This window comes from Phyllobacterium sp. CCNWLW183 (assembly GCF_037203775.1).
GTDB classification, from domain to species: domain Bacteria; phylum Pseudomonadota; class Alphaproteobacteria; order Rhizobiales; family Rhizobiaceae; genus Phyllobacterium; species Phyllobacterium ifriqiyense.
The window spans coordinates 20,516-43,723 of the sequence record NZ_JBBCBN010000005.1; the positions used below are offsets into that span (position 1 = coordinate 20,516).

Below are 23,208 nucleotides of genomic sequence, written 5' to 3' on the forward strand. Positions count from 1 at the left end.
CCTGACACCTCGGCACAGGAGATGCGCAATGACGGCGCCGCTTGAAACTGCATCAAAACCATCGGCAGTCCAGCACTTGGGCGCTATTGCGCTTGCCCCGGTCCGGCTTGTCATGGGCTTGATCGACCGCCCTTTGCGTGCATTGCAGAGAATGACCGGTCTCAGCGGCATGGCAATCTTTTTCCTTGCGCCGAATATGCTGATTTTCGGCATTTTCGTGCTGTTGCCGCTGTTCATCAACTTCGTCTATTCAACGACCGGCGGCTCCGCGCTATTTCTGCCGGAGCGCTCATATGTCGGCGCAGATCAATATCAGCGTCTTTTCGACTGCAGCAATTATCTTGACCCTCTCACCTGTCAGGAAGATGCATTCTGGACCGCCGTCAGCAATACATTCTGGTTTGTGGTTTTGCAGGTAACCCTGATGATCGGCGCAGCATTGGTGACTGCGCTGATCTTGAACCGCAACCTTGCGGCCCGTTCTTTCTGGCGCGCGGTATTCTTCTTTCCGGTTTTGCTCTCGCCCGTGGTTGTCGGGCTCATCTGGCGATGGATTCTTCAGCGGCAAGGTCTTTTGAATTTCATTCTCTATCCGTTTGGCATTGACCCCTATACCTGGCTGACAGACCGCACCTGGTCCTTCGCCGCCGCGGTTGGGGTTTCGCTTTGGGCGCATATGGGCTTTTACGCCTTGATCCTGTTGGCTGGCCTGCAGGCAATCCCGAAAGATCTTTATGAAGCCGCCGATATGGACGGCACTAAACCGGCGAGAGTCTTCTGGCGTATCACCCTGCCGCTTCTTATGCCCAATCTCGTCGTCGTTATTGTCCTTGCGCTGATCCGCTCCGTACAGGTCTTTGACGAGGTGTACATACTCACCGGCGGCGGCCCGGGAACGAGCACCTTGTTCATCACCCAGTATATTTATGAAACGGGCTTTGTCTCGCAGCCACGCAATCCCGGGCTTGCAGCCGCAGCATCCATACTCATGGGCCTCGTCCTTGTCGTGCTCACATTGGTGCAGCTTGGCCTTGGCCGTCGCGGCGAAAAGAAGGGGAAACGCTGATGGGAAGAGCCGCAGCTTTCATTCTGCGCCGCAGGGGCGGCAAGGGTTGGCATTGGACCGATATCGTCACTTGGGTTTGGCTCATAGGCGGACTGTTCATCATGTTCGGCCCCGCCTTGTGGCTGATGTTCTCTTCTTTCAAGACACCGGCGGCACTGGCGGAATTCCCTCCATCAATCCTGCCCTATACCAGCCAGCAGGTCAGTGTTGAGGGGCATGACAAGCCTTTGACTCTCTATGATGTGACACTGCCAGATGGCACGACGAAGAAGCTTGCCGAAGTGCGCCGCATCGGGCTTTTCAGCCAGATGGTTGATCCCGCCAAGCCTGACGAAACCATTCGGGTCAATATCAATAGCCGCAAACCTGTACAGGAATTGTCCTTCGCCACGGAGAATTACACCGGACCATTCGTGCATTTCGACTTCTTCCGCTATCTGTGGAATTCGGTGTTCGTCACAGTCATGGCAACGCTGATTACGCTCATCGTCAATTCAATGGCCGCCTTCGCCCTGTCGAAATACGAGTTTCGAGGCCGCTCGGTGGCGATGCTGATCATTCTTGCCACGCTCATGGTTCCGCTTTCGGTCATCATGGTGCCGCTCTATTCAATTATCTCGGCGCTCGGTCTGTTCAACAATCTCTGGGGCGTGATTTTACCGACAGTCGCAACGCCCACCGGCGTTTTCATACTGCGCCAGTACATGTTGACCATTCCCGATGAGCTTATCGATGCGGCGCGGATGGACAAGGCGTCCGAGTGGCAGATTTACTGGCGCATCGTCCTGCCACTGACTGCGCCTGCGCTTGCAGTGCTTGCAATCTTCTCGGTCGTCTGGCGGTGGAATGACTTCCTCTGGCCACTGATCGTTCTATCGCGCAAAGAGCTTTACACACTGCAAGTTGGCCTGAGCATCTATTCCGGCGAACTTAATGTGCAATGGCACTTCATCCTGGCGATGACCGTCGTCACCATGATCCCGGTGGTGCTTGTGTTCATCTTCCTGCAGCGTTTCATCACCACTGGCATCGCCGGCACGGGCCTAAAATAAGGAAACTCATATGGGCCAGATCACACTCTCCAATGTCAAAAAATCCTTCGGAAATATCGATGTCCTGCATGGCATCAACCTCGACATAAACGATGGTGAACTTGTTGTTTTCGTCGGCCCGTCGGGTTGTGGAAAATCTACCTTGCTGCGCGCCATTGCCGGGCTGGAGAAAATCACCAGCGGCGAGATTGCCATTGACGGGAAACCGGTCAACGATGTGACAGCTGCTGATCGCGGCCTCGCCATGGTATTCCAGTCCTACGCACTCTACCCGCATATGAGTGTGCGCCAAAATCTTGCCTTTGGCCTTGAGAACTCCAAGATGCCCAAAGCCGAGATTGACGAGCGGATAACGGAAGCCGCCCGCATGCTTGAGATCGAGCCCTATTTGGCCCGGCGGCCCGGTCAGCTTTCCGGTGGCCAGCGACAGAGAGTTGCAATCGGCCGGGCTATCGTGCGCCGCCCCGTCGCCTTTCTGCTGGATGAACCTTTGTCAAATCTGGATGCTGAGCTGCGGGTTTCCACCCGGGCCGAGCTGGCCGCACTTCATGCCCGCCTTTCATCCACCATGATTTACGTAACCCACGATCAGGTGGAGGCGATGACCCTCGCTGACCGGATCGTCGTACTACGCGCCGGAAAAATCGAACAGGTTGGCACACCGCTTGAACTCTACAATACGCCGGCAAACCGGTTTGTAGCGGGCTTCATCGGCGCTCCCCATATGAACTTTCTGGAGGGAACTGTCAGTTCCGTCCAATCGGGAAATCTGGTGGTCGCGCTGGCCGATGGCTATCAGCTTGCGATTCCTGCTCGCGAGACAAGTCTTGAGCAGGGCGCGCGGATCACCCTGGGCATTCGTCCGCAGCATGTCACTTTCGGTTCAGGTGACAAGAGTATTAAAGCCAAAATCAAGCTCGTTGAAGCGCTTGGCTCCGAAACGGTGCTTCACACGGAAGTCGCGGGGCAAAAATTCCTGGTCGTTATCCCCGGACAGCATGACCTTGCCTCAGGCATGGATATTGACCTCTCGCTGTCTAGCGCTCCGATCCATCTTTTCGACAAGGATGGGCATCGCATCTGATCAGCCATGACGTGCGGCACGTATATGATCCACCAGCGCCCTTAACTTGATGGGTTGCCTGTGGCGTCTTGGATAATAGAGATAAAAGCCGTTGAACGGTGGTCCGAAAGCTCCCAAAAGCGGCACAAGTTCGCCGCGTGAAACCCATGGTTGAAATGTATCGACCATGCCAAAGGTAATCCCGGCACCGGCGCAGGCCATGCGTATCATAAACTGCATGTCGTTGGTGGTCACTTCGGGATTGACGGCGACATCAAAGTCGCGGCCATTTTCTGTAAACTCCCAGCGATAGGGCGCACTGTCCGGGCGGGGCCTCCAGCCGATACAAATATGGTCCGGCAATTCGCTTGGATGCGTGGGACTGCCATTTTTTTCCAGATATTCCGGCGAGGCGAAAGCACATTGCCTTTGCTGCGATGATACAGGAACAGCGATCATATCCTGTTCGATGACTTCACCAAGCCGCACGGCGGCATCAAATCTGGTGCTGACAATATCAAACTCTTCATCGGTAACAGTGATGTCGAGCGTCACGTCAGGATAGCGCTCTATGAATCCCGCAAGCAGCGGGCCAGACAGGAAGCTCTCTGCGATTGACGAAACAGCAATCCTCAGCAGCCCGCTGGGCTTGCCTTGAATCTCGCGCGCAGCCTCAACGGCCTGTCGGACTTGCGAAACAGAAGGCTGCACTGCGTCATAGAATAATTCGCCGGCTTCCGTCAGCCTTACGCTCCGGGTCGTTCGTTGTACCAACGCCACGCCGACACGATCCTCGAGACGTTGAAGCGCCTGACTGACCGCAGAGCGCGTAACGCCGAGACGCTCGCTTGCGATGCGAAAATTCTTCGCTTCAGCAACCGCCAGAAATACCGGGATACCTTCAAGATCATCCATCATTAGTAAGCATTACTAACCAGCTCATCCGCTATTGGCAACTTTATAATCCTAATACGACCACGTATTTTCGTCCTGTACATAGAATTCACACCGGCTCGAAAGGAAATAACTCATGCCAATGCACAGCTCCAAAATAGCAGCAGGCGTCATGACTGCTCTTCTTGCATCGATGTCTGGTTCTTTCAGCGGGGCATCGGAAAAGATGCAAAAATCCGTCGACACAGAAAATAGCAAAACAAAAGAGGTTCAAATGTTGCAACACGCATATGTTGGCATGTGGGTCACCGATGATGGCCGGGTCCGCCATGAACTGCTTCCCAATAACCGCTATGACGAGGCACGCGGTAATCGCGAAAGTGCCTATCAGGGCCGTTACGAAGTGACCGGCAATCATATCGAATATTGGGACGACACAGGCTTTACCGCCGATGGCGATTTCGTGGACGAAAACACGCTTCACCACGGCGGGATGATCCTGCGCCGCAAATAATATCCAATAATCTCAAGAAACCATGGAGTTTGAAATGCTTGATATTCAAGGAAAAGTCATTGCCATTACCGGTGCGAGTAGCGGTATTGGCGAAGCAACGGCCCGGGTTCTTGCCAAGGCTGGCGCGCATATTGTCATCGGTGCGCGGCGTGCCGACCGGCTCGACAGATTGGCTGAAGAGATCGCGCTTGATGGCGGTTCGGTTCTGACCAAAAAACTGGATGTCACCGACAGGGAGGACGTCAGCAGTTTTGTAAATTTTGCCGTCTCGGAATTCGGTCGTCTCGACGTGATGATCAATAATGCCGGTGTCATGCCCTTATCACCAATGGACGCTCTCTTGGTCGACGAATGGGACCGGATGGTTGACGTCAATATTAAAGGCGTACTTTACGGCATTGCAGCAGCGCTTCCTATCATGAAGCAACAGGAAAGCGGCCAGATCATCAATGTCTCTTCGATTGGCGGCCACACCGTGTCGCCGACGGCCGCCGTTTACTGCGCTACAAAATTTGCTGTGCGCGCCATTTCCGATGGCTTGCGGCAAGAGAACGATAAAATTCGGGTTACCGTCATTTCACCGGGCACAACAACATCGGAACTTGCCGACACAATCAGTGACCCTATTGCCCGTGACGCGATGAAAGGCTTTCGCGCCGTCACGATCAGTCCGGAAGCCATCGCGAACTCCATTCTCTATGCCATCAGCCAGCCAGCAGAGGTGGATGTGAGCGAAATCATTATCCGCCCGACAGCCAGCCCCCACTGATTGCCTTTTGAAACCCGCTTAATCACAGATCTGAAGGAGTAAAATGATGCAATCAATATTATCCCTGATCCGCAGCGCGGCATTGACAGTGGCTTTGCTGACGCTCCCCCTTCTGCCCACCACGCAGGCGCAAGCGTCTCAGGATGTCACCTCGCGCAACAAGCAGATCGTAACCGAGGCATTCGATGCCTGGGCTGCCGGTGGACAAAGCTTCTTTACCGATATGCTGTCACCGGAAGTCAATTGGAGGATCGAAGGGTCCGGGCCAAGCGCTGGCCTGTTTCGGGGGCGCGAAACATTCCTTGAGCAGGCAGTTCGCCCATTCGTATCCCGCCTGTCCAAACCGGTCACACCGGTCAGCAAAAAGATATGGGCCGATGGAGACCACGTGATAATCAATTGGGAAGGTGTTGCCGTGGCGGGAGATGGCGTTCCTTACAGCAATAGCTATGCCTGGATATTCCATATGCGGGATGGAAAGGCCGTCGAAGTAACCGCCTTTCTCGACCTTGCACCTTATGACGACGTGCTCCGCAGAGTTCCCGCCAAATCCAACTAAAAGAATGAGGGGCGCTTCCGCCAGCGATCAAGGCAATGATTTGCTGTCGCCGGTAGCGCCCCTTATCCGCTCGGCATCGCGCAGTGGAGGCGAGCCATAGAGACGGCTATATTCGCGGCTGAATTGAGACGGGCTGTCATAGCCGACCTTGTGTCCAGCCATGCCGACATCCAGCCGATCCACCAAAATAAGCCGACGCGCCTCATGCAAACGAAGCTGCTTTTGATACTGCAAAGGCGTCATTGCAGTGACAGCCTTGAAATTGTGATGCAGCGAAGAAACGCTCATATTGACACGTCCCGCCAGATCCTCAATCCGTAATGTTTCGGCAAAATTGTCCCTTATCCATGAAATGGCGCGGACAACCTTGTTGCTTTGACTTTCGGACATTGCAATCTGGAGCAGACGCGGCCCGTCAGGGCCGGAGAGAAGGCGGTAGAGCATTTCCTGTTCTATCAACGGGGCGACGGCTTCAATATCGTCGGGCCTGTCGAGAAGCCGCAGCAGCCGCACTGACGCATCAAGAATTTCCGGCGATGCAATATTCACGGCCCAGCCCCTTATGCCCTCTGCTGTCGCCTGACGCGGAATACTGACACGAGCAATCATGTCGCTCAAACGGGCGCTGTCAATCGTGTAGGTAAGGCACAGATAAGGCGACTCCGGAGTGGCCTCCGTCACATGCGATTCAACCGGCAGGTCCAGTGAGGTCAAAAGATATTGACCCGCGCCATAGCGATAAATCTCCTGCCCTACGGTCAAGCTTTTTGCGCCCTGCACGACAATGGCGAAGCCGGGTCGATAAGCACTATGGTGGGGCATCGTCGGGGCACTGTGTCGATAAAAACTGAGATTGCTGATCGCTGTCGAAAAATTACCGTCCGCGCCGGTAAAACGATCAATGATCGAAGCAATTTCCTGATAGGGAGAGAATGGTAGTGTCATATAGTGTTGGGTTCCGGATTGCCAAGAGACAGAACTTATACCACGCTTGAGCGGCTCCGCATCATGCCGCCCCATCACTTTTGCAGGATTGTGCAATAAGCTTGCAGGATTGCTCTACCGCTCCAATTCCGATGGGCTGCATAGTAGCGCTCTACATCCCCAAAAAGGAAATACCCATGGCTATTGCAAAAGGCTACGCTGCGACGGATGCGTCACAACCTCTTACACCCTTCACCTTTGAACGCCGTGAGCCAAACGAAGACGATGTTGTCATATCGGTAAAATATTGTGGCGTTTGCCATTCCGATATCCATCAGGCTCGCAGCGAATGGGGTAATGGCATATTCCCCATGGTTCCCGGCCACGAGGTGGCAGGTATTGTAACTTCGGTCGGCTCCAAAGTGACAAAATTCAAGACTGGTGATCGCGTCGGTGTTGGTTGTTTTGTCAATTCCTGCACGAAATGCGCCGAACGGAACGTCGATCTGGAGCAATATATGCCCGGTCTCGTCCAGACCTATAATGATTACGAGGCAGATGGTACCACCCCGACTTATGGCGGCTATTCGGACTCGATCGTCGTAAAAGAAGGCTATGTTCTTTCGTTCCCCGAGAACCTGCCGCTGGATGCAGCTGCGCCCTTGCTCTGCGCGGGCATCACCCTTTACTCGCCGCTTCATCATTGGAAAGCTGGCCCCGGCAAAAAAGTCGCGATTGTCGGCATGGGCGGGCTTGGCCATATGGGCGTCAAGATCGCACACGCCATGGGTGCCGAGGTCACAGTCCTCAGCCAAACCCTGTCGAAAAAAGAAGACGGGTTGAAGCTTGGCGCCAGCCACTATTATGCAACCAGCGATGCTGAGACGTTTACAAGTCTGGCAGGCACGTTGGATTTGATCATTTGCACTGTCGGCACCACGATTGACTGGAATGCTTATCTCACGCTGCTGAAGCTTGATGGCACAATGGTGCTGGTGGGCGTTCCGGAACATGCGGTTCCCGTGCATGCCTTCTCCCTGATTGGCGGGCGCAAAACCCTTGCCGGCTCCATGATTGGCTCGATCAAGGAAACCCAGGAAATGTTGGATTTCTGCGGCAAGCACAATATTGTTGCCGAGATCGAAACCATCGACATCAAGGACATCAACGAAGCCTATGAGCGGGTTCTGAAGAGCGACGTGCGCTACCGTTTCGTCATCGATATGGCCACGCTCTAAAATCCTGCCTGCGGAAGTCCCAGGCGCAGATATAAAAGAAACATGACACAAGATGCCATAAGCCTGAATAAAGGCTTATGCGCATACTGACTTGCGACCGGCGCTGACAAAATGCCAAGCAATATAACAATGCTTGCATGCGCCGGAGCGAGGCCGCTCAAAGCCAGGCCAATGCTTGATATGGCCAGAGCGGTTGCCACTGTCATTTGAACAGTGGTGAGCAATGCCGCATTCGTTCCAGTGTTAAAGATACCCTGAACACCCGGCAAGGTAAGGCATATGATCATGCTTAGCAGGAACGGAGCAAACTGATCCATACTTATCTTGCGCTCCCAAACTGTTCGCCATGCCCTGCATTGGCGTATCCCCCAAAGGGAACAGCGGTAAGCGCATAGTGCAGCACTTCGGCACTTTCCGTTACACCAGGAACCGTGCTTACGCGCGCCCCGCTTGCTTTGAGCCGGGTAATTTCCTCGCGAAACCGGCGGCCTTCCAGCGTGCCGCTCAAATCAACGCGGACAATATTTTTTCCCTCATCCAGAAACGCTGCAATACTATCGACCGTTTGGTCTGCAAACCGGTCAACTTGTATCCGGCGCGCCTCCCGTCTTGAGAATTCGAGGATTTCGTTTGATACCTGCGATCCGAAAAGAACGATATCGGCTGCCTGCAATGCACGAATGGCTTTCAGCGTCAGCAGTTCGGGGTCTCCAGGCCCAGCAGCAACAAATGTAATCTTGCCGACGCGGGCGACGCGGCTGTCACCCTTTGCTGCATCAGCAAGCAGCTCCGCCAGCGCGGTGCTATTCGGCACCCCGGTGAAAACACGGTCGACGAAACCCTCCCAGAAACGTCGCCTCGCTTGCCCCGATTCCAGCCGGGCATTTACTTTGCTGCGAAGACCTTGCGCCATTTGTCCCCAAAGCTGCAACGAAGCGGGTAATATCGCCTCGATCCTGCGCCGTATTGCCTGAGCCAGAACGGGTGCAGCGCCGTCGGTGGATATAGACACGATCACGGGTGAGCGATTGACGATCGAACCGAATTGAAACTGGCAGAAAGCCGGCTTATCGATCACGTTGACAGGGGTGCCCACAGCAACACCCGCGTTAAAGAAAATATCCGCATCGGCCTCGCTTTCAAAATCGCCAATTGCGAGCGAGGCACCTTTCATATCGGCGGCTGTATAAGGCCTTGCATGGTGGATATAACGGCGCCGCTGCGAAGCCTGGGATACATCAACCAAACTGGCGAAGATGCCTGATAGCTCTTCCGCATAAATATGCACAATTGCGCCACATGCCGCCAGAAGCTCGGCCTTCCATGCCGCTGCGTCCGACCCACCGGCAATAACGACACGCTTTCCTTTCAAATCCCAGAAAACCGGCAGTTTCGCCAAATCGGTAACCCGCGCATTCATTTGTTTTTCCTGCCGCTTATTCAGCGGCGACAACGTTGCATCCATCGATGATCCCTCTGATTTCAGCGCGGCAGGAACCGCAATTTGTTCCCGCATTCGTGGTCGCTCCCACAGCTTCGACACTGCCGCAGCCGCTGCGAACAGCTGCAACAATCTGGTTCAGGCCAACGCTGAAGCAGGAGCAGACAATAGCACCCCGATCCGCGCTTCTGTCTCCAGGACGGCCTGCAATGATGGAAAACCGCGTTGACAAATCGGCATGATCGCAGGAGAGCTGCTCAATCATCCAACTGCGCGAAACCGCTACGGGCTTGGCTGCAATGAACATGGCGGCCAACAATTTGCCCTCGTCAAAAAACGCCAGCCGATAATCGCCCGATTGCCCGTCATGATAGCCCAATGGTTCTATTCCTGCCGGAATGCCGAACTTTGCCCGCGCCCACTCGGTCCAGTCAGCAACATCGTTTCCGGCAAATTCAACGCGCCAGCCACCTTGCGCTATTGCCATTGCCCAATAAGGCAGATCGATACCATCCGGCTTAGCGATGGAGACGGCGAAACCGTAATGAGCTACTGCAAATTTTCTCGCTGCAATGGCGCTGCTTTTCAAAGCCGGCTGTCCGGAAAATGGGTCAACCAGAGGCGCGACCAGGCTATCAATACGGGCTCTGGCGGCAAAATTATCATTCCAGTGCATGGGAACAAAGATATTGCCCTTCGCCTGCCGATCCGTCACCGATGCTCTGACGATAACCGTGCCATAGGGGCTTTCCAGCTCCACCAGATCGGCGCTTTCAATTCCGATCGCCTTTGCATCAAAGGGATGAATTTCCGCAAAGGGCTCGGCAATATGCGCTGCAAGGCGAGCGCTTTTGCCGGTTCTTGTCATTGTATGCCATTGATCGCGGATACGGCCCGTATTGAGGACCAGCGGAAAGGCGCTAGCTGTCCGTTCCACATTTCCAGCCTCTACTGCGATGAAACGCGCCTTCCGGTCGGCATGGAAGAAACCGCCATTGCTAAAAAACCTCTCTGCCCCACCTGACCCTGATTGTGGCTGTGGCCACTGCACGGGAGAAAGCGCGTCGTAGGCTTGCCCGTCAATTTGCGCAAAGGCGCCAATGTCAAAATCGCGGGTGCCGTCATTCTCAAAAGCAGAAAGAGCGGCGTGTTCTGCAAATATCTGATCGGGCGAATTATATGGGAAAGCGGCCTCGAAGCCCATTCTCCGGCCCACTTCGGTCAATTGCCACCAATCCGCCCTCGCTTGGCCGGGAATGGGCAGGAATGACCTTTGCCGTGAAATTCTGCGTTCGGAATTGGTGACAGTTCCGCTTTTTTCGCCCCATCCGAGCGAGGGCAGGAACACATGCGCATGGCGGCTTGTATCGGTTTGGGTCACATCAGACACGACCACGAATGGACAGGCCTTGATCGCGGCTTTGACTGCATCCGCATCGGGCATGGAGACAACGGGATTGGTCGCCATGATCCAGATGGCCTTGATCCGGCCATCGGCAACGGCCTGAAACAGGTCAACCGCCTTCAAGCCGGGTTTGGAAGCGATGCGTGGCGCGCCCCAGAACCGCGCCACCCTGTCTTTGTCTTCATCGCTGGCGATGGACATATGGGCAGCGAGCATATTGGCAAGTCCGCCGACTTCCCGCCCGCCCATGGCATTTGGCTGGCCTGTCAGCGAAAACGGCCCCATGCCCGGCTTGCCGATACGGCCCGTTGCCAGATGGCAGTTGATAATGGCGTTTACCTTGTCTGTTCCCGAAGAAGACTGGTTTACACCCTGACTATAGCAAGTGACTGTTTTTTGCGTGGCAATGAAGAGTGTGTAGAAAGCCTCCAATTGCTGCGTATCCAGACCCGTTCTTCGGGTCAGCTCATCAATGCTTAATTGACGCGCGGCAGCGACAGCCATCGCAAAGCCGGATGTGTGCCTTTCAATATAATCATGATCCAGATTTGCCGAATCCGCCAGAAAACCGAGCAGACCGAGGAACAGCGCAACATCGCCATCGGGCCTGATGGCAAGGTGCATATCAGCAATATCGGCGGTCACTGTCCGGCGTGGATCAATAACGACGATCTTCATTTCCGGTCGTTCTGTTTTGGCTGCAATCAATCGCTGATAGAGAACGGGATGGCACCATGCGAGGTTTGAGCCGGTGAGGATGACCAGATCGGCCAGCTCCAAATCCTCATAGGTCCCGGGAACTGTGTCTGAACCGAAAGCGCGCACATGACCTGCAACTGAAGAAGACATGCACAGGCGCGAATTCGTATCAATATTGGCCGAGCCGATGAAGCCTTTCATCAGCTTGTTGGCAACGTAGTAATCCTCTGTCAGGAACTGGCCCGAAACATAAAATGCAACACTGTCCGGCCCATGCTGGCGAACCGCATCGGAAAAGCGGCTCGCCAACAGCCCCAATGCTTCATCCCAGCCCGCTTCTTCGCCAAACATTTTGGGCTGGAGCAACCGCTCTTCCAGCCCAACGGTCTCGCCAAGAGCGGAACCTTTCGAGCAAAGACGCCCGAAATTGGCAGGGTGCAAGGGGTCACCCTTGATGCCGATGGCTCCGCTCTCCTCCCTGGTGGCGAGAACGCCGCACCCTACCCCGCAATAGGGGCATGTGGTGCGAGTTGTTGCTGTCACTGTCTGCATTATTCCGCCGCAACAGCCGTGATTTGCAGATGCGCGAGGATGTTGTCCCCATCCAGCTTGAGCGGAATGGTTCTGACGCTACCCTCATCGGCGCCAAGCGCCTTTCCTGTTTCCAGCGAAATGACCCAATTATGCAGTGGGCATGTCACCGATGCGCCATGAACAATGCCCTGGCTCAAAGGGCCGCCCTTGTGCGGGCAGTGATCATCAATGGCGTAAACCTGATCTTCCATGGTGCGGAAGACTGCGATCTTTCCCTGCGGAGTCATGACGCAGCGGGCGCCGCGACGTGGAATATCGTGTATCGAACCTATCGCAATCCAATCACTCATCGCCTTTACTCCGCTGCCTGCGCATAGCCGATCGTCGCCATCGGCCGGAACTCGTGCTTGTCCACTCCCGATACACGTTCCGACCACGGATCGACCTGTGCGAATTTCTGACTGAAAACGAACCTCTCGAAAAACGCTTTGCGCTTGTCCGTGTCATTCATGATCTGCTGGCGTATTTCATCGAGGCCGACGCGTTTGGCCCATTTGTAAATGCGTTCCAGATAGCGCGCCTGCTCGCGGTACATTTGCGTCAGAGCAACGACGTGCTCCAGCGCTTCGTCTTCTGTCCTGACGAGACCAAGCACTTCCGTTCCTTTGATATCCAGACCCGCTGCACCGGCGAAGTGAATTTCATAGCCGGAATCCACGCAGATAATTCCGATGTCCTTGCAGGTGGCCTCCGCACAATTGCGCGGACAGCCGGATACGCCCATTTTCAGCTTTGCCGGAGTCCAGGATCCCCACATGAACTTTTCAATGCGGATGCCGAGGCCCGTTGAATCCTGCGTACCGAAGCGGCACCAATCGGACCCGACGCAGGTTTTGACCGTGCGCAGGCCCTTTGCGTAGGCCTGGCCCGATACAAAACCGGCCTTGCCGAGATCGGCCCAAACGGCGGGCAGGTCTTCCTTCTTGACCCCCAGCATGTCGATGCGCTGGCCGCCTGTGACCTTGACCGCAGGTATCGCGAACTTGTCGACAACATCGGCGATTGCGCGCAATTCCGATGAGTTGGTCATACCGCCCCACATGCGGGGAACGACCGAATAAGTGCCGTCTTTCTGGATATTGGCGTGCACACGCTCATTGATGAAACGCGACTGATAGTCGTCGGCATATTCATCCGGCCAATCGGAAACGAGATAATAGTTCAATGCGGGCCGACATTTTGCACAGCCGCAGGATGTCTTCCATTGCAGTTCCTGCATGACCGCGGGGATCGACTTCAACCCCTTTGCCTTGATCAGGCGGCGCACATCATCATGACCAAGATCGGTACAGCCGCACATGGGCGTGACGGCTGATGGATTATACTTGTCGCCGAGCGTCAGCGTCAGCAGCTGCTCGACAAGACCCGTGCAACTGCCGCATGAGGCCGATGCCTTGGTGTGGGCACGAACATCATCAAGAGAGCTCAAGCCCTTGGATGTAATCGCGCCGGTGATTTTTCCCTTGCATATGCCGTTGCAACCGCAGATTTCCGCATCATCCGGTAATGCTGCAACGGCCGCCATAGGGTCCAACGGGGACCCTCCCTGATAGGATTGGCCAAAAATCAGGGTCTCTCGCATCTCCGAAATGTCGGTGCGTTTCTTGGTGAGGTCATGGAACCATGCGCCATCGGAGGTTTCACCGTAAAGCACGGTTCCGATGATGCGGTCATCTTTCAGGACAAGGCGCTTATAGACACCGGCGGCAGCGTCGCGCAGCACGATCTCCTGCCGGTCGTCACCCTCTGCAAGATCACCCACCGAGAACAGATTGATCCCTGTCACCTTCAATTTTGTCGGCGTCTCGCTGTGAACAAAGGCTGCGCTTGTATCGCCTGCAAGTTGCGCGGCAACCACGCGTGCCATTTCATATAATGGCGCGACAAGCCCGTAACATTGGCCGCCCACTTCCGCGCATTCGCCTATGGAATAAATGTCAGGATCCGAAGTCCGCATGCCGGCATTTGTGACGATGCCGCGATTGATTTCCAATCCTGCATCCTTCGCCAAATTTCCGTTCGGCCTGATGCCGACTGCCATGACAACGAGATCGGCTGGCAATGTGGTGCCATCGGCCAATAAAACGCCTTCCACCTTGCCGTCGCCGATAATTTCCTTGGTATTGGCCTTGGTGATCACCTTGATGCCACGTGCCTCTACAGCCTTTTCAAGCAGGTAGCCTGCCGCCGGATCAAGCTGCCGCTCCATCAGTGTCGGCATGACGTGCAGCACGGTCACTTCCATGCCGCGTGAAGCAAGACCCGCCGCCGCTTCCAGTCCAAGCAGACCACCGCCAATAACGATTGCCTTTGCCCGTGACTGCGCGGCCAACAGCATGGCGTTGACATCATCAAGATCACGATAGGTCAAAACGCCCGGAAGGTCTTTGCCCGGAAGTGGCAGAATGAAAGGCACCGAGCCGGTGGCGATGAGAAGCTTGTCATAGCTTTCCGTCGTGCCAGCATCGGAGGTAACCGTCTTCGCTTCGCGGTCAATATTGATAACCTTGTGGCCTTTATAGAGGGTAATGCCGTGCTTGATGTACCAGCCATCGCCATGGATGATGATTTCTTCAAAATCCTTTTCACCCGAAAGGACTGGAGAAAGCATGATGCGGTCGTAATTTACCCGTGGCTCGGCGTTGAAGATAACAATTTCATAGGCATCCGGCGCCAGTTCCAGCAAATGCTCCAGCGCGCGGCCCGGAGCCATGCCATTGCCGATGACGACCAGTTTTTGTTTTACCGCTGCCATTATGCCGCCTCCACAAGACGATGACGTTCGTAAAGAAATTTCATCACTGCCGAGCGGCAGCGGATATAGGTTGCATCCGAGGCCAGCTCAATGCGGCGACGCGGCCGTTCCAATGGCACGTCGAGAATTTCGCCGATCCTGGCCGAGGGTCCGTTGGTCATCATCACGATACGGTCTGAAAGGAGAACTGCCTCATCGACATCATGGGTGATCATCAGAACTGTATTGGCGAGTTCCGCATGAATCTGCATCACCTGATCCTGAAGATGCGCGCGCGTCAGCGCATCAAGCGCCCCGAAAGGCTCATCAAGCAAAAGCACCTTCGGCTCCATGGCCAATGCACGAGCAATGCCCACTCTTTGCTTCATGCCGCCCGATATTTCCGAAGGGCGCTTGTCCTTGGCGTGGACCATCTGCACAAGTTCAAGATTGCGCATAGTCCATTCATGCCGCTCCGCGCGGCTCTTGGTTGACGAGAATACTTTGTCGACCGCCAGCTTCACATTCTCATAGGTTGTCAGCCATGGCAGAAGCGAATGGTTTTGAAAGACCACGGCCCGGTCCGGTCCGGGCTTGTCGACCACATTGCCTTCAAGAAAAACAACGCCGCGCGTTGCCTGCGTCAGCCCCGCAACAATATTGAGCAGTGTCGACTTTCCGCAGCCGGAATGGCCGATGATCGATATGAACTCGTTTTTCTCGACGGTCAGCGATACTTGATTGAGAACCTGCGTGGTGGCACCGCCACGGCTGAACACCATGTCGATCTGTTCCAGCGAAAGATAAGGTTTTGCCATGATGAGCTCCTCAGGCACTTGCCGTGTTGCGGGTGACAGCCTTGGCGATGAAGGCAATGAGGCGATCAAGGAGATATCCGACGATGCCGACATAGATGAGCGCGAGAATGATGTCGCTGATGCGCGATGAGTTCCATGCATCCCAGATGAAGAACCCGATACCGACCCCGCCGATCAGCATTTCAGCGGCAACAATAGCGAGCCAGGAAAGCCCGATACCAATGCGAAGGCCCGTGAATATATAGGGTGCTGCAGCGGGGATCATGATCTTTCCAAAATACTCCAGCTGATTAAGCCGCAGCACCTTCGCCACATTCTGGTAATCCTGCGGAATATTGCGGATACCCACCGCAGTATTGATGATGATCGGCCAGATCGCGGTGATGAAAATCACAAAGATTGCAGATGGATTGCCATCCTTGAAAGCGGCCAGAGACAGAGGCAGCCAGGCAAGTGGCGGGACCGTTCGCAAAATCTGAAAGATCGGGTCGAGACCGCGCATGGCCCATTCACTTTGGCCGACCAGTGCTCCAAGCGCGATGCCCGCAAATGCGGCCAGGCAATAGCCAAGTGCAACGCGCTTGAGACTTGCAAAGATGTGCCAGAACAATCCCTGATCGACGCCCTGCCCCACATAAAATGGGTGAACAATAAGCTCCCAGGTTTCTGAAACGACACGCGAGGGTGGCGGTACGCTTGCAGTGGGGGAAGAACAGACGATCTCCCAGAAGATCAGCAGAAACAGAAGCGTCACGAGCGGCGGTAGGACGTGCGACATCGCCGATGCAAACCATTTACGCAGTGCCCTGCCCGCAGGATTTCGCCTGGCAACCGCAAGGGGAACTATATCGGCCTGTGGTTTAACAGGCTCCATGGATTTCAGGCGGACAGGATTGGCGGTCATTCGTTTTCCTCACGCAGAATGTTTGATGTTGAGGCTGGCGAGATAGGTCTGCGGATTGTCTGGGTCGAAAACCTTGCCATCGAAGAATGTTTCGATACCGCGCGATTTGGAGGCGGGAATATCCGCCGCCGCGACACCAAGCTCGCTGGCAGCCGCCCGCCACAAATCTTCGCGATTCACCTGTCCGACCAGCGCTGAAATATCCGTATCCGGGGCAAATTTCCCCCACCGGATATTTTCTGTAAGGAACCATTTTTCATGGCTCTGGAACGGATAGGAAGCATTGTCCTTCCAGAACTTCATGAGGTGCGGGCTAGCTGTTTCCTGCCGTCCGGAGCCATAGTCGTAATCGCCCTTCAAGCGTCCCACTATGTCTTTCGAAGGAACGTTGAACCATGCCCGTTTGCCCACCATTTCGGCCAACTCTTCCTTATTGGCCATCTCGTCGGCCCATTGCTGGGCTTCCATGATCGCCATGAGAAGGGCTTTGGTGGCGATCGGGTTCTTTTCGACCCAATCTGCGCGCATGGCGAAAGATTTTTCCGGATGTTTCGCCCAGATTTCAGCCGTGTTGACGGCAGTATAACCGATGACCTGATTGACAAGCTGGGCGTTCCACGGTTCGCCCACGCAGAAGCAGTCCATCGTTCCAACTTTCATGTTGGCAACCATCTGGGGCGGTGGCACGACGATTGTTTCAACGTCCTTGTCGGGATCGATACCGCCCGCAGCGAGCCAATAGCGCAACCAGAGATCGTGCGTTCCACCGGGGAATGTCATTGCGGCTTTGGCCGCATTTCCCTCAGCCTTCTTTTTGGCGAATGCTTCCTTCAACATTCCGGAATCGACACCCGCCTTGTTCTGCGCATAGGCCGAACCGACAGAAATGCCCTGAGCATCGAGATTCAGCCGCGCCAATATAACCATCGGCAAAGGCAGATTGTTTTGGGTAACTTTGCCCGTGCTTATCAGATAGGGCATAGGCGTCAGAATATGCGCGCCATCTATGCCGTTTCCTTGAGAACCCAAGACGAGATTGTCGCGCGTTGTTCCCCATGATGCCTGTTTTACGACCTCGACATCCGGCATCCCATGTTTGGCGAAGAAACCTTTTTCCTTAGCAACGATGAGCGGCGCCGAATCTGTGAGGGCGATAAAGCCAAGGACGGCTTTGGTCGTTTCGGGACCTGCAGCGGCAGCAAAAGCCCCGCCGGGAAACGCCGCTTTTGCAGCGGCAAGCAGGGTCAGCGCACCGCCCGCCTTCAGGAATTTGCGTCTCGCTATGCCATTCGAACGTTTCTGATCCATAAGCTTCCCTGCAATATTGGCCATAAAGGCTGATCGAAAAAAAAACGCCGCCGGATCACATTCACTCCCGGTAGAACCGTTGGAATGAATTGAGCCAAGCGACGTCTGTGTCTTTTGAAAGCACCCGATGCGGTGCTCGCGGTTCCTGTCTTCATTGACGGAACATATTTATCAAAGCAATAAGCGTGCCAATTAGAGAGGTATTTTATTATCTTATTGAATTTAAATGTATTTTTTAATTTCTGTTATTCTTCTGAATGCATGCGCATACAAGAACATTGTCGTTGTCAGCGCAGTTTCTGCGGATATTTTGTGCGATGCACAAGAAATAAGCAGCTACCTGATCTATTCATCTCCCTTGGTTGAGCCCAAACTTTGCAGATAGCGCGTGATATTTGCAGGGTCGAAAACTGCCCCGTCAAGGAATGCATCAGCGGTGCCCGCTCCTTCCACGCGCGTATCATTAACGGGCGTATCAGGGCGGACCCCAATGGCATTGCGATAAAGGTCGGGGCGAAAGGCTGCGCCCGCCAGACCGGCAAGCGATGGGCTATAGTCCACCTGGGACCAACGAACCATTTGACTGTAAATCCATTGCGCCTGGCTAACCCATGGGAAGTTCGCTGCATCCCGATGGAAATTGAAATAGTCAGGAACCGTACGTTCGGCGCCATCCGGATCAATTGTGAATTGCCCAAGCAGCACGCGATGCAAAAGATCAAACGGCACATCAAGATAATTGGGGCCCGACAAGAGCTGCGCCAGTTCCCGCCGGTTTTCCCCGTCATCGCACCAGCGGGCGGCACGGTCCAGCGCAACGATCAGGCGCGAACCCGTCTCAGAATTTTGTTCAAACCAGTCCGGGCGCATGCCGATGACTTTTTCCGGGCTGGGTGCCCAAATGTCTTCTTTGACTGCAACAATACACCCAACGCCGCGCGAGACCGCCACCATGTTCCAGGGCGCGCCGACACAGAACCCGTCAATAACGCCCGCCGACAATGCGTCCGAAGTCATGGGCGGCGGCACCACAACAAGCTTCACGTCAAGGTCAGGATCAATGCCACCGGCCGCCAGCCAATATCGCAGCTCGTAATTATGCGATGAGAAGGGATATGTTATGCCCAGCGTAATCGGGTCGAGCCCCTCATTCCTGCGAACCTCGATCACGCGCTTCAACGCCCTTGCATTGACCAGAGCGTCCTGCTTGCCGGACAGGTCCGCCATAGTCTGCATGCGCCTGTACAAGCCAAGCGAAAGCGTGATGGCGTTTCCTCCGCGCCCAAGAATAAAGGGCGCTATGACAGGAGATGGATTGGAACCCAGGCCCAGACTGGCCGCCACCGGCATCGGTGCCAGCATATGGGCAACATCGAACTGCCGGAAGGCCAGACGGTCGCGGATGTTGGCCCATGACACATCCTTGATCAGGCTGAGTTGAATGCCTTCGCGCGCAGCAAAACCAAATTCGGCTGCCGCGATCAGGATCGCAGCATCAACCAAAGGGATGAACCCCGCGCGAACCAGCCTCGAACCCGGACTGGCGATAGTAGCCGGCGCTGCCAAGCCGCCATTATCGATACCGGTGCGGATGAAACTCATTGTAACCCTTCCTAAGATCCTAACAGCGCGGCCGCTGTGACAACGCTCTGCGCGATATCAGCAATCTTCCGCTTTTCGTTCATCGCGGTTTGCCGCAACAATGAATAGGCTTCATCCTCCGACATTGAGCGGGATTTCATCAAAATGCCCTTGGCGCGATCAATGATTTTTCGCTCCTCAAGGGCGCTCCTGGCCTCAGCCAATTCCTGCTGCAATCGACTGAATGCCTTGAACCTGCTGACTGCCATATCAAGAATGGGCTTTACCCGCTCTTTCTTCAGCCCATCGACAATATAGGCGGAAACACCCGCCTCTACCGCTGCTTCAATGGAGGAGCTATCGGACCGGTCCACAAACATGGCAATAGGCTTGCGAACGGATCGGGTCAGCTGGAAAAGATGCTCCAGCATGTCACGGTTCGGCGTCTCGATATCGATAACAATAACATCGGGCCCGATAATCTCGATCTGCCGGGCAAGACCGACAATATCATGCAAAACAACAACCTTATCATGCCCGGCTTCGCGCAATCCTTCCTCAATAATTGAGGCGCGGATGCGATTCTCGTCGAAGATCATTATGGACAAAGCGGCAATCATGCCTGAATTTTGCGCATGCTTGAAAATTGTGCAAGTCTGACATTAGGACGCAGCACTAAAGTTTAAGGGCAGTCGCGCTCGAAGGTGCGTGATGCCATTAAGTTGCGAAATCCCAAGCGGTTTCCTCAATTCTTCCTTAGCGCAACGAGCCGCGACCGCTGGAATGCCAGCCCTGAAATCAGCGCCAGGGCACCCAATATTACGGCAAGTCCGATGCCACTGGCGCGCCAGCCCCATACCGATATTGCCGGGGTGCTGATCAGAGGCGACAGGAATTGGCCAAGGAAGACCGATCCTGTCAGCAGCGCACCGGTTTTTCCCCGTTTATTGGAAGAGGTTGCGCTTAAGGAAATCGCCACGAATCCTGGAATGGCCAGAGCGTAGCCCGCGCCAATGGCTGCACAGCCGAAAAAGACTGCCATTCCGGCTTTAACTGTCACAAGGGTGGCAAAACCCATAGCCATCAGACCAAAGCCGCAGGCCCAATTGCCAGCATAACCAATCGCCTCACGAAGACGCGGATAATAGAGAGCCGCCGCCCCGCCCGCCAGCATGAGCGTCCCCAGCGCAGCCCCGGTCATGGCGGGCGATGAATAACCTTGCCCTGATAAAAAGAAGGGCAATTGCGTGGGCATGACGAAGAACAGCATGGTCACGACCATTTGACCAAGAGCAAGCAGATATATAAGCGGCTGGGTCTTCCCTGCGTTGATCGAAGAAAGGTTTTGTTCAGCCGGCATGCTGGACGGTGGATCGACAATGACCCGCCAGAAGAATGGCATGACCAGTATAGGCAGCGCATAGACCGCAAAGGGAAACCTTGGTCCCATTGTGGCAAGCAGGCCAGCGATCATGATGAAGACAAAACCACCAAGATTGCGGGCAGAAACCTGGGCGCTCGTAACAATATGCAACGTTTTGCCGGAGAAATAATCGCCCAGCAATGCCGATTGCGCGGTCATGATCATGGCAAGTGCAATACCAAGGCACAATCTGCTGGCCATGATCAATGGCAGTGTCGGAAGGAACAGTCCGGCGCTTCCCGAAATGATAAACAGGATCAACCCCGCCAGAAGCATTGATCGCCGGCTCGCTCTATCGGCAATTACACCGCACCACGGCGCGAAGAGCACGACCGCCAGGGATGGGGCGGGAACCAGCAGGCGGATCAAAAAGCTGTAAGTTTCATCCCCCGCAAACTGCGTTTCAAGACCGGGCAAAGCGGGGCTGATCGTAGCGGCGGTCATCACTGTAAGCGATGCAACCAACATCAAGGCCACAGCGCGCGGATCGCGGCGGATCGGCCGTTCTTCAAGTTCATTTGTCAGCTGCATTTTTATCGTCTCCATTGTCTTTTTAATCAGGAACGCGCATCATACGAATTCAAGTCAACTTGAGGTCAAGCATGAAATTTCTCGACATTGGCGAGGTTGCCAGCGCAAGCGGATTGCCCGCCTCGACGCTACGATATTATGAGGAACAGGGCCTTATCGCTTCCGTAGCCAGACACGGATTGCGACGCCAATATGAGTCGGACGTGCTCAAGCGGCTTGCTCTGATCAATATGGCCCGCACAGCGGGATTTCTGCTTAGTGATGTGGCAGATATTCTGGGCCGCAACAGCGAACTTGCGATCCCGCGTGACGAATTGCGAACGCGCGCCGATGCTCTGGATAAAAAGGCGCAGGAGATAAAGGCTTTGGCGGGGATCATGCGCCACGTGGCAGAATGCTCCGCCCCGTCACATTTGCAATGCCCCACATTTCAAAAGCTGCTGCGCGTGGGAACCAAATATCAGTCCCGCATACGCAAGCAGAAGCGCAAGGAACCTAGAGCTGCCTGACAAAATGGTTGGCTCTCAGATCGCGTGACGAACCTTACGGCGCTGGGCGGTCACTTTCTCCAACCACCAGTTCCATTGGCCATATGATGCCGGATTTGACCGCGGGATAATTGTCTTCAAAAGCAGGCATTGTCGAAAGCAATGTTTCGGCCAGCTTGATGCCAAGATCGCGAAGCGATAGGCGGAAACAGGTCAGCGTTGGCGATAGAAAGCGGCTTTGCGTACTTTCGCGAAATCCTATGACAGCAATATCCCGCCCCGGATGAATACCCATCTCGTAAAAGCGCCGGTAGAGCCCTATCGCCATGTTTTCATTGACCAGAACGACGGCTGTCGGCATGGGTTTTTGCTCAAGCATAGCGCAGGCGACCTGATAGCCGCCTTCCTCATTGCTGGGCGCGGCCAGAACCAGATCCGGATTGAACTCGATGCCGCCCTTTGCCAGCCCTTGCCTGTAGCCGCTCAGAAATACATGGCCAAGATTGACATCGCTATTGGGAACACCAACGGCGATGCGCTTGTGTCCAAAGCCCACCAAACGCGTAACTGCGGTGATGGCCGTGCCCTCAAAATCAAGATCGATCCACGGAAATGAGCCATCAGCAGCGCTGCGCCCCAGCGCCACAAATGGAATCTTCCGCTCCAGCAGAAATGGGATGCGCGGGTCCTCCCGCATCGTTGCCGATATGATCAAGCCATCCACGAAGCGCCGTCCGACCACCCGGTTGAGATAAACACCCGGATCTTCATCTGTCCCGCATAACAGCGCGACAAGATCGAGCTGATGCCGCCGGAACACCGATTGCACGCCTCCAAATACCGGCATGAAAAAGAAGCTATCGCCGATTTCCGCTGTTTCAACCGTCGATTCGATCATGAATCCGATTGTATTCGTCGTTCCCTGTCGCAGGCTGCGTCCGGATTGGTTCGGCACATAGCCAAGCGTCTTGGCAGCTTGAAGCACGCGCTCACGGGTTTCCGGATTAACATCGCTCTTGCCGTTCAGCGCGCGCGAGACCGTCCCGATGGAAATATTCAGATGGCGGGCAAGGTCCCGAATGCTCACGCTTTTCTCCCGGCTAAAGAAATTAACAAGACCCCTGGCAGGCATATATTTTTCGGTGAAGTTTGCGAGCCTGACATTGGCGCAAGTGCCTGCAGACGCACCGGATGCAAATGTCA

General features: G+C 54.9%; 22 protein-coding genes. 8 read left to right on the forward strand and 14 right to left on the reverse strand.

Features of this window, described 5'->3' with window-relative positions; all coding sequences use genetic code 11:
* The first annotated feature begins 28 nt into the window (after positions 1-28).
* From V9K95_RS12600 to V9K95_RS12610, 3 genes are read left to right on the forward strand one after another with little or no spacing between them, the layout of a single operon-like run.
* Positions 29-1,066, forward strand: a complete 1,038-nt coding sequence (locus V9K95_RS12600; protein ID WP_336442016.1) for a carbohydrate ABC transporter permease — start codon at positions 29-31, stop codon at positions 1,064-1,066.
* Positions 1,066-2,118: a carbohydrate ABC transporter permease gene (locus V9K95_RS12605; RefSeq protein WP_115053796.1), complete on the forward strand. Its 1,053-nt coding sequence runs from the start codon at positions 1,066-1,068 to the stop codon at positions 2,116-2,118. Before V9K95_RS12600 ends, V9K95_RS12605 begins: the two co-directional genes overlap by 1 nt.
* Before the next feature lie 10 nt (positions 2,119-2,128).
* Entirely contained in the window at positions 2,129-3,202 is a 1,074-nt protein-coding gene (locus tag V9K95_RS12610) for a sn-glycerol-3-phosphate ABC transporter ATP-binding protein UgpC (protein WP_115053795.1), read from the forward strand.
* Here V9K95_RS12610 and V9K95_RS12615 read toward each other — a convergent pair whose 3' ends face one another.
* Complete coding sequence (locus tag V9K95_RS12615) at positions 3,203-4,099, reverse strand: LysR substrate-binding domain-containing protein (protein WP_336442015.1); 897 nt, start codon at positions 4,097-4,099, stop codon at positions 3,203-3,205.
* 202 nt (positions 4,100-4,301) lie between these two features.
* On the opposite strand from V9K95_RS12615, the gene V9K95_RS12620 reads away from it, so the two are divergent.
* From V9K95_RS12620 to V9K95_RS12630, 3 genes are read left to right on the forward strand one after another with little or no spacing between them, the layout of a single operon-like run.
* Positions 4,302-4,589, forward strand: a complete 288-nt coding sequence (locus V9K95_RS12620) for an Atu4866 domain-containing protein (RefSeq protein ID WP_336442029.1) — start codon at positions 4,302-4,304, stop codon at positions 4,587-4,589.
* 34 nt (positions 4,590-4,623) lie between these two features.
* The gene (locus V9K95_RS12625; protein WP_336442014.1) at positions 4,624-5,358 is read left to right on the forward strand and encodes an SDR family oxidoreductase; all 735 of its coding nucleotides are present in this window, start codon (positions 4,624-4,626) and stop codon (positions 5,356-5,358) included.
* Positions 5,359-5,404: 46 nt separating this feature from the next.
* Positions 5,405-5,917: a nuclear transport factor 2 family protein gene (locus V9K95_RS12630; protein WP_336442013.1), complete on the forward strand. Its 513-nt coding sequence runs from the start codon at positions 5,405-5,407 to the stop codon at positions 5,915-5,917.
* 27 nt (positions 5,918-5,944) lie between these two features.
* Here V9K95_RS12630 and V9K95_RS12635 read toward each other — a convergent pair whose 3' ends face one another.
* Positions 5,945-6,862: an AraC family transcriptional regulator gene (locus tag V9K95_RS12635; protein ID WP_336442012.1), complete on the reverse strand. Its 918-nt coding sequence runs from the start codon at positions 6,860-6,862 to the stop codon at positions 5,945-5,947.
* Between the two features lie 176 nt (positions 6,863-7,038).
* Between V9K95_RS12635 and V9K95_RS12640 the strand changes: the two genes are divergently transcribed.
* Positions 7,039-8,079, forward strand: a complete 1,041-nt coding sequence (locus tag V9K95_RS12640) for an NAD(P)-dependent alcohol dehydrogenase (protein ID WP_336442011.1) — start codon at positions 7,039-7,041, stop codon at positions 8,077-8,079.
* On the opposite strand, the gene V9K95_RS12645 is transcribed toward V9K95_RS12640, so the two are convergent.
* The 11 genes from V9K95_RS12645 to V9K95_RS12695 all read right to left on the reverse strand — a co-directional run bounded on the left by V9K95_RS12645 (position 8,076) and on the right by V9K95_RS12695 (position 21,517).
* Positions 8,076-8,396, reverse strand: a complete 321-nt coding sequence (locus tag V9K95_RS12645) for a hypothetical protein (protein WP_336442010.1) — start codon at positions 8,394-8,396, stop codon at positions 8,076-8,078. The genes V9K95_RS12640 and V9K95_RS12645 overlap by 4 nt on opposite strands.
* A 2-nt stretch (positions 8,397-8,398) precedes the next feature.
* On the reverse strand, positions 8,399-9,595 hold the full coding sequence (locus V9K95_RS12650) for an SAM-dependent methyltransferase (RefSeq protein ID WP_337345102.1): 1,197 nt from the start codon (positions 9,593-9,595) through the stop codon (positions 8,399-8,401).
* Entirely contained in the window at positions 9,516-12,167 is a 2,652-nt protein-coding gene (locus tag V9K95_RS12655; protein WP_336442008.1) for a nitrate reductase, read from the reverse strand. The genes V9K95_RS12650 and V9K95_RS12655 overlap by 80 nt, the downstream gene beginning before the upstream one ends.
* 8 nt (positions 12,168-12,175) lie before the next feature.
* The gene (gene nirD, locus V9K95_RS12660) at positions 12,176-12,508 is read right to left on the reverse strand and encodes a nitrite reductase small subunit NirD (RefSeq protein WP_336442007.1); all 333 of its coding nucleotides are present in this window, start codon (positions 12,506-12,508) and stop codon (positions 12,176-12,178) included.
* A gap of 5 nt (positions 12,509-12,513) precedes the next feature.
* On the reverse strand, positions 12,514-14,973 hold the full coding sequence (nirB, locus tag V9K95_RS12665; RefSeq protein WP_336442006.1) for a nitrite reductase large subunit NirB: 2,460 nt from the start codon (positions 14,971-14,973) through the stop codon (positions 12,514-12,516).
* Positions 14,973-15,770 carry an ABC transporter ATP-binding protein gene (locus V9K95_RS12670; RefSeq protein WP_115053785.1) on the reverse strand — a complete coding sequence of 266 codons (798 nt, stop codon included), beginning with the start codon at positions 15,768-15,770 and terminating at the stop codon, positions 14,973-14,975. The genes nirB and V9K95_RS12670 overlap by 1 nt, the downstream gene beginning before the upstream one ends.
* Before the next feature lie 10 nt (positions 15,771-15,780).
* Positions 15,781-16,644, reverse strand: a complete 864-nt coding sequence (gene ntrB / locus V9K95_RS12675) for a nitrate ABC transporter permease (protein ID WP_442958600.1) — start codon at positions 16,642-16,644, stop codon at positions 15,781-15,783.
* Positions 16,645-16,683: 39 nt separating this feature from the next.
* Positions 16,684-17,982: a CmpA/NrtA family ABC transporter substrate-binding protein gene (locus V9K95_RS12680; protein WP_336442004.1), complete on the reverse strand. Its 1,299-nt coding sequence runs from the start codon at positions 17,980-17,982 to the stop codon at positions 16,684-16,686.
* A gap of 345 nt (positions 17,983-18,327) precedes the next feature.
* Complete coding sequence (locus tag V9K95_RS12685) at positions 18,328-19,584, reverse strand: CmpA/NrtA family ABC transporter substrate-binding protein (RefSeq protein ID WP_336442003.1); 1,257 nt, start codon at positions 19,582-19,584, stop codon at positions 18,328-18,330.
* An 11-nt stretch (positions 19,585-19,595) separates the two neighbouring features.
* On the reverse strand, positions 19,596-20,183 hold the full coding sequence (locus tag V9K95_RS12690) for an ANTAR domain-containing response regulator (RefSeq protein WP_115053782.1): 588 nt from the start codon (positions 20,181-20,183) through the stop codon (positions 19,596-19,598).
* Positions 20,184-20,308: 125 nt separating this feature from the next.
* Positions 20,309-21,517: an MFS transporter gene (locus V9K95_RS12695; protein WP_336442002.1), complete on the reverse strand. Its 1,209-nt coding sequence runs from the start codon at positions 21,515-21,517 to the stop codon at positions 20,309-20,311.
* A 71-nt stretch (positions 21,518-21,588) separates the two neighbouring features.
* On the opposite strand from V9K95_RS12695, the gene V9K95_RS12700 reads away from it, so the two are divergent.
* Entirely contained in the window at positions 21,589-22,026 is a 438-nt protein-coding gene (locus tag V9K95_RS12700) for a helix-turn-helix domain-containing protein (RefSeq protein WP_336442001.1), read from the forward strand.
* Positions 22,027-22,060: 34 nt separating this feature from the next.
* Here the strand turns inward: V9K95_RS12700 and V9K95_RS12705 are convergent, their stop codons facing one another.
* Positions 22,061-23,092, reverse strand: a complete 1,032-nt coding sequence (locus V9K95_RS12705) for a LacI family DNA-binding transcriptional regulator (RefSeq protein ID WP_336442000.1) — start codon at positions 23,090-23,092, stop codon at positions 22,061-22,063.
* Positions 23,093-23,208: the final 116 nt, after the last annotated feature.

Coding starts and splice junctions, on each gene's coding strand:
- nirD (WP_336442007.1), bottom strand. CDS start 12,508: ATGAGTGATTGGATTGCGATAGGTTCGATACACGATATTCCACGTCGC.
- V9K95_RS12700 (WP_336442001.1), top strand. CDS start 21,589: ATGAAATTTCTCGACATTGGCGAGGTTGCCAGCGCAAGCGGATTGCCC.
- V9K95_RS12645 (WP_336442010.1), bottom strand. CDS start 8,396: ATGGATCAGTTTGCTCCGTTCCTGCTAAGCATGATCATATGCCTTACC.
- V9K95_RS12695 (WP_336442002.1), bottom strand. CDS start 21,517: ATGCAGCTGACAAATGAACTTGAAGAACGGCCGATCCGCCGCGATCCG.
- V9K95_RS12685 (WP_336442003.1), bottom strand. CDS start 19,584: ATGAGTTTCATCCGCACCGGTATCGATAATGGCGGCTTGGCAGCGCCG.
- V9K95_RS12690 (WP_115053782.1), bottom strand. CDS start 20,183: ATGATTGCCGCTTTGTCCATAATGATCTTCGACGAGAATCGCATCCGC.
- nirB (WP_336442006.1), bottom strand. CDS start 14,973: ATGGCAGCGGTAAAACAAAAACTGGTCGTCATCGGCAATGGCATGGCT.
- V9K95_RS12650 (WP_337345102.1), bottom strand. CDS start 9,595: ATGCGGGAACAAATTGCGGTTCCTGCCGCGCTGAAATCAGAGGGATCA.
- V9K95_RS12630 (WP_336442013.1), top strand. CDS start 5,405: ATGCAATCAATATTATCCCTGATCCGCAGCGCGGCATTGACAGTGGCT.
- V9K95_RS12635 (WP_336442012.1), bottom strand. CDS start 6,862: ATGACACTACCATTCTCTCCCTATCAGGAAATTGCTTCGATCATTGAT.
- V9K95_RS12610 (WP_115053795.1), top strand. CDS start 2,129: ATGGGCCAGATCACACTCTCCAATGTCAAAAAATCCTTCGGAAATATC.
- V9K95_RS12640 (WP_336442011.1), top strand. CDS start 7,039: ATGGCTATTGCAAAAGGCTACGCTGCGACGGATGCGTCACAACCTCTT.
- V9K95_RS12670 (WP_115053785.1), bottom strand. CDS start 15,770: ATGGCAAAACCTTATCTTTCGCTGGAACAGATCGACATGGTGTTCAGC.
- V9K95_RS12615 (WP_336442015.1), bottom strand. CDS start 4,099: ATGATGGATGATCTTGAAGGTATCCCGGTATTTCTGGCGGTTGCTGAA.
- ntrB (WP_442958600.1), bottom strand. CDS start 16,644: ATGGAGCCTGTTAAACCACAGGCCGATATAGTTCCCCTTGCGGTTGCC.
- V9K95_RS12600 (WP_336442016.1), top strand. CDS start 29: ATGACGGCGCCGCTTGAAACTGCATCAAAACCATCGGCAGTCCAGCAC.
- V9K95_RS12680 (WP_336442004.1), bottom strand. CDS start 17,982: ATGGATCAGAAACGTTCGAATGGCATAGCGAGACGCAAATTCCTGAAG.
- V9K95_RS12605 (WP_115053796.1), top strand. CDS start 1,066: ATGGGAAGAGCCGCAGCTTTCATTCTGCGCCGCAGGGGCGGCAAGGGT.
- V9K95_RS12620 (WP_336442029.1), top strand. CDS start 4,302: ATGCAAAAATCCGTCGACACAGAAAATAGCAAAACAAAAGAGGTTCAA.
- V9K95_RS12625 (WP_336442014.1), top strand. CDS start 4,624: ATGCTTGATATTCAAGGAAAAGTCATTGCCATTACCGGTGCGAGTAGC.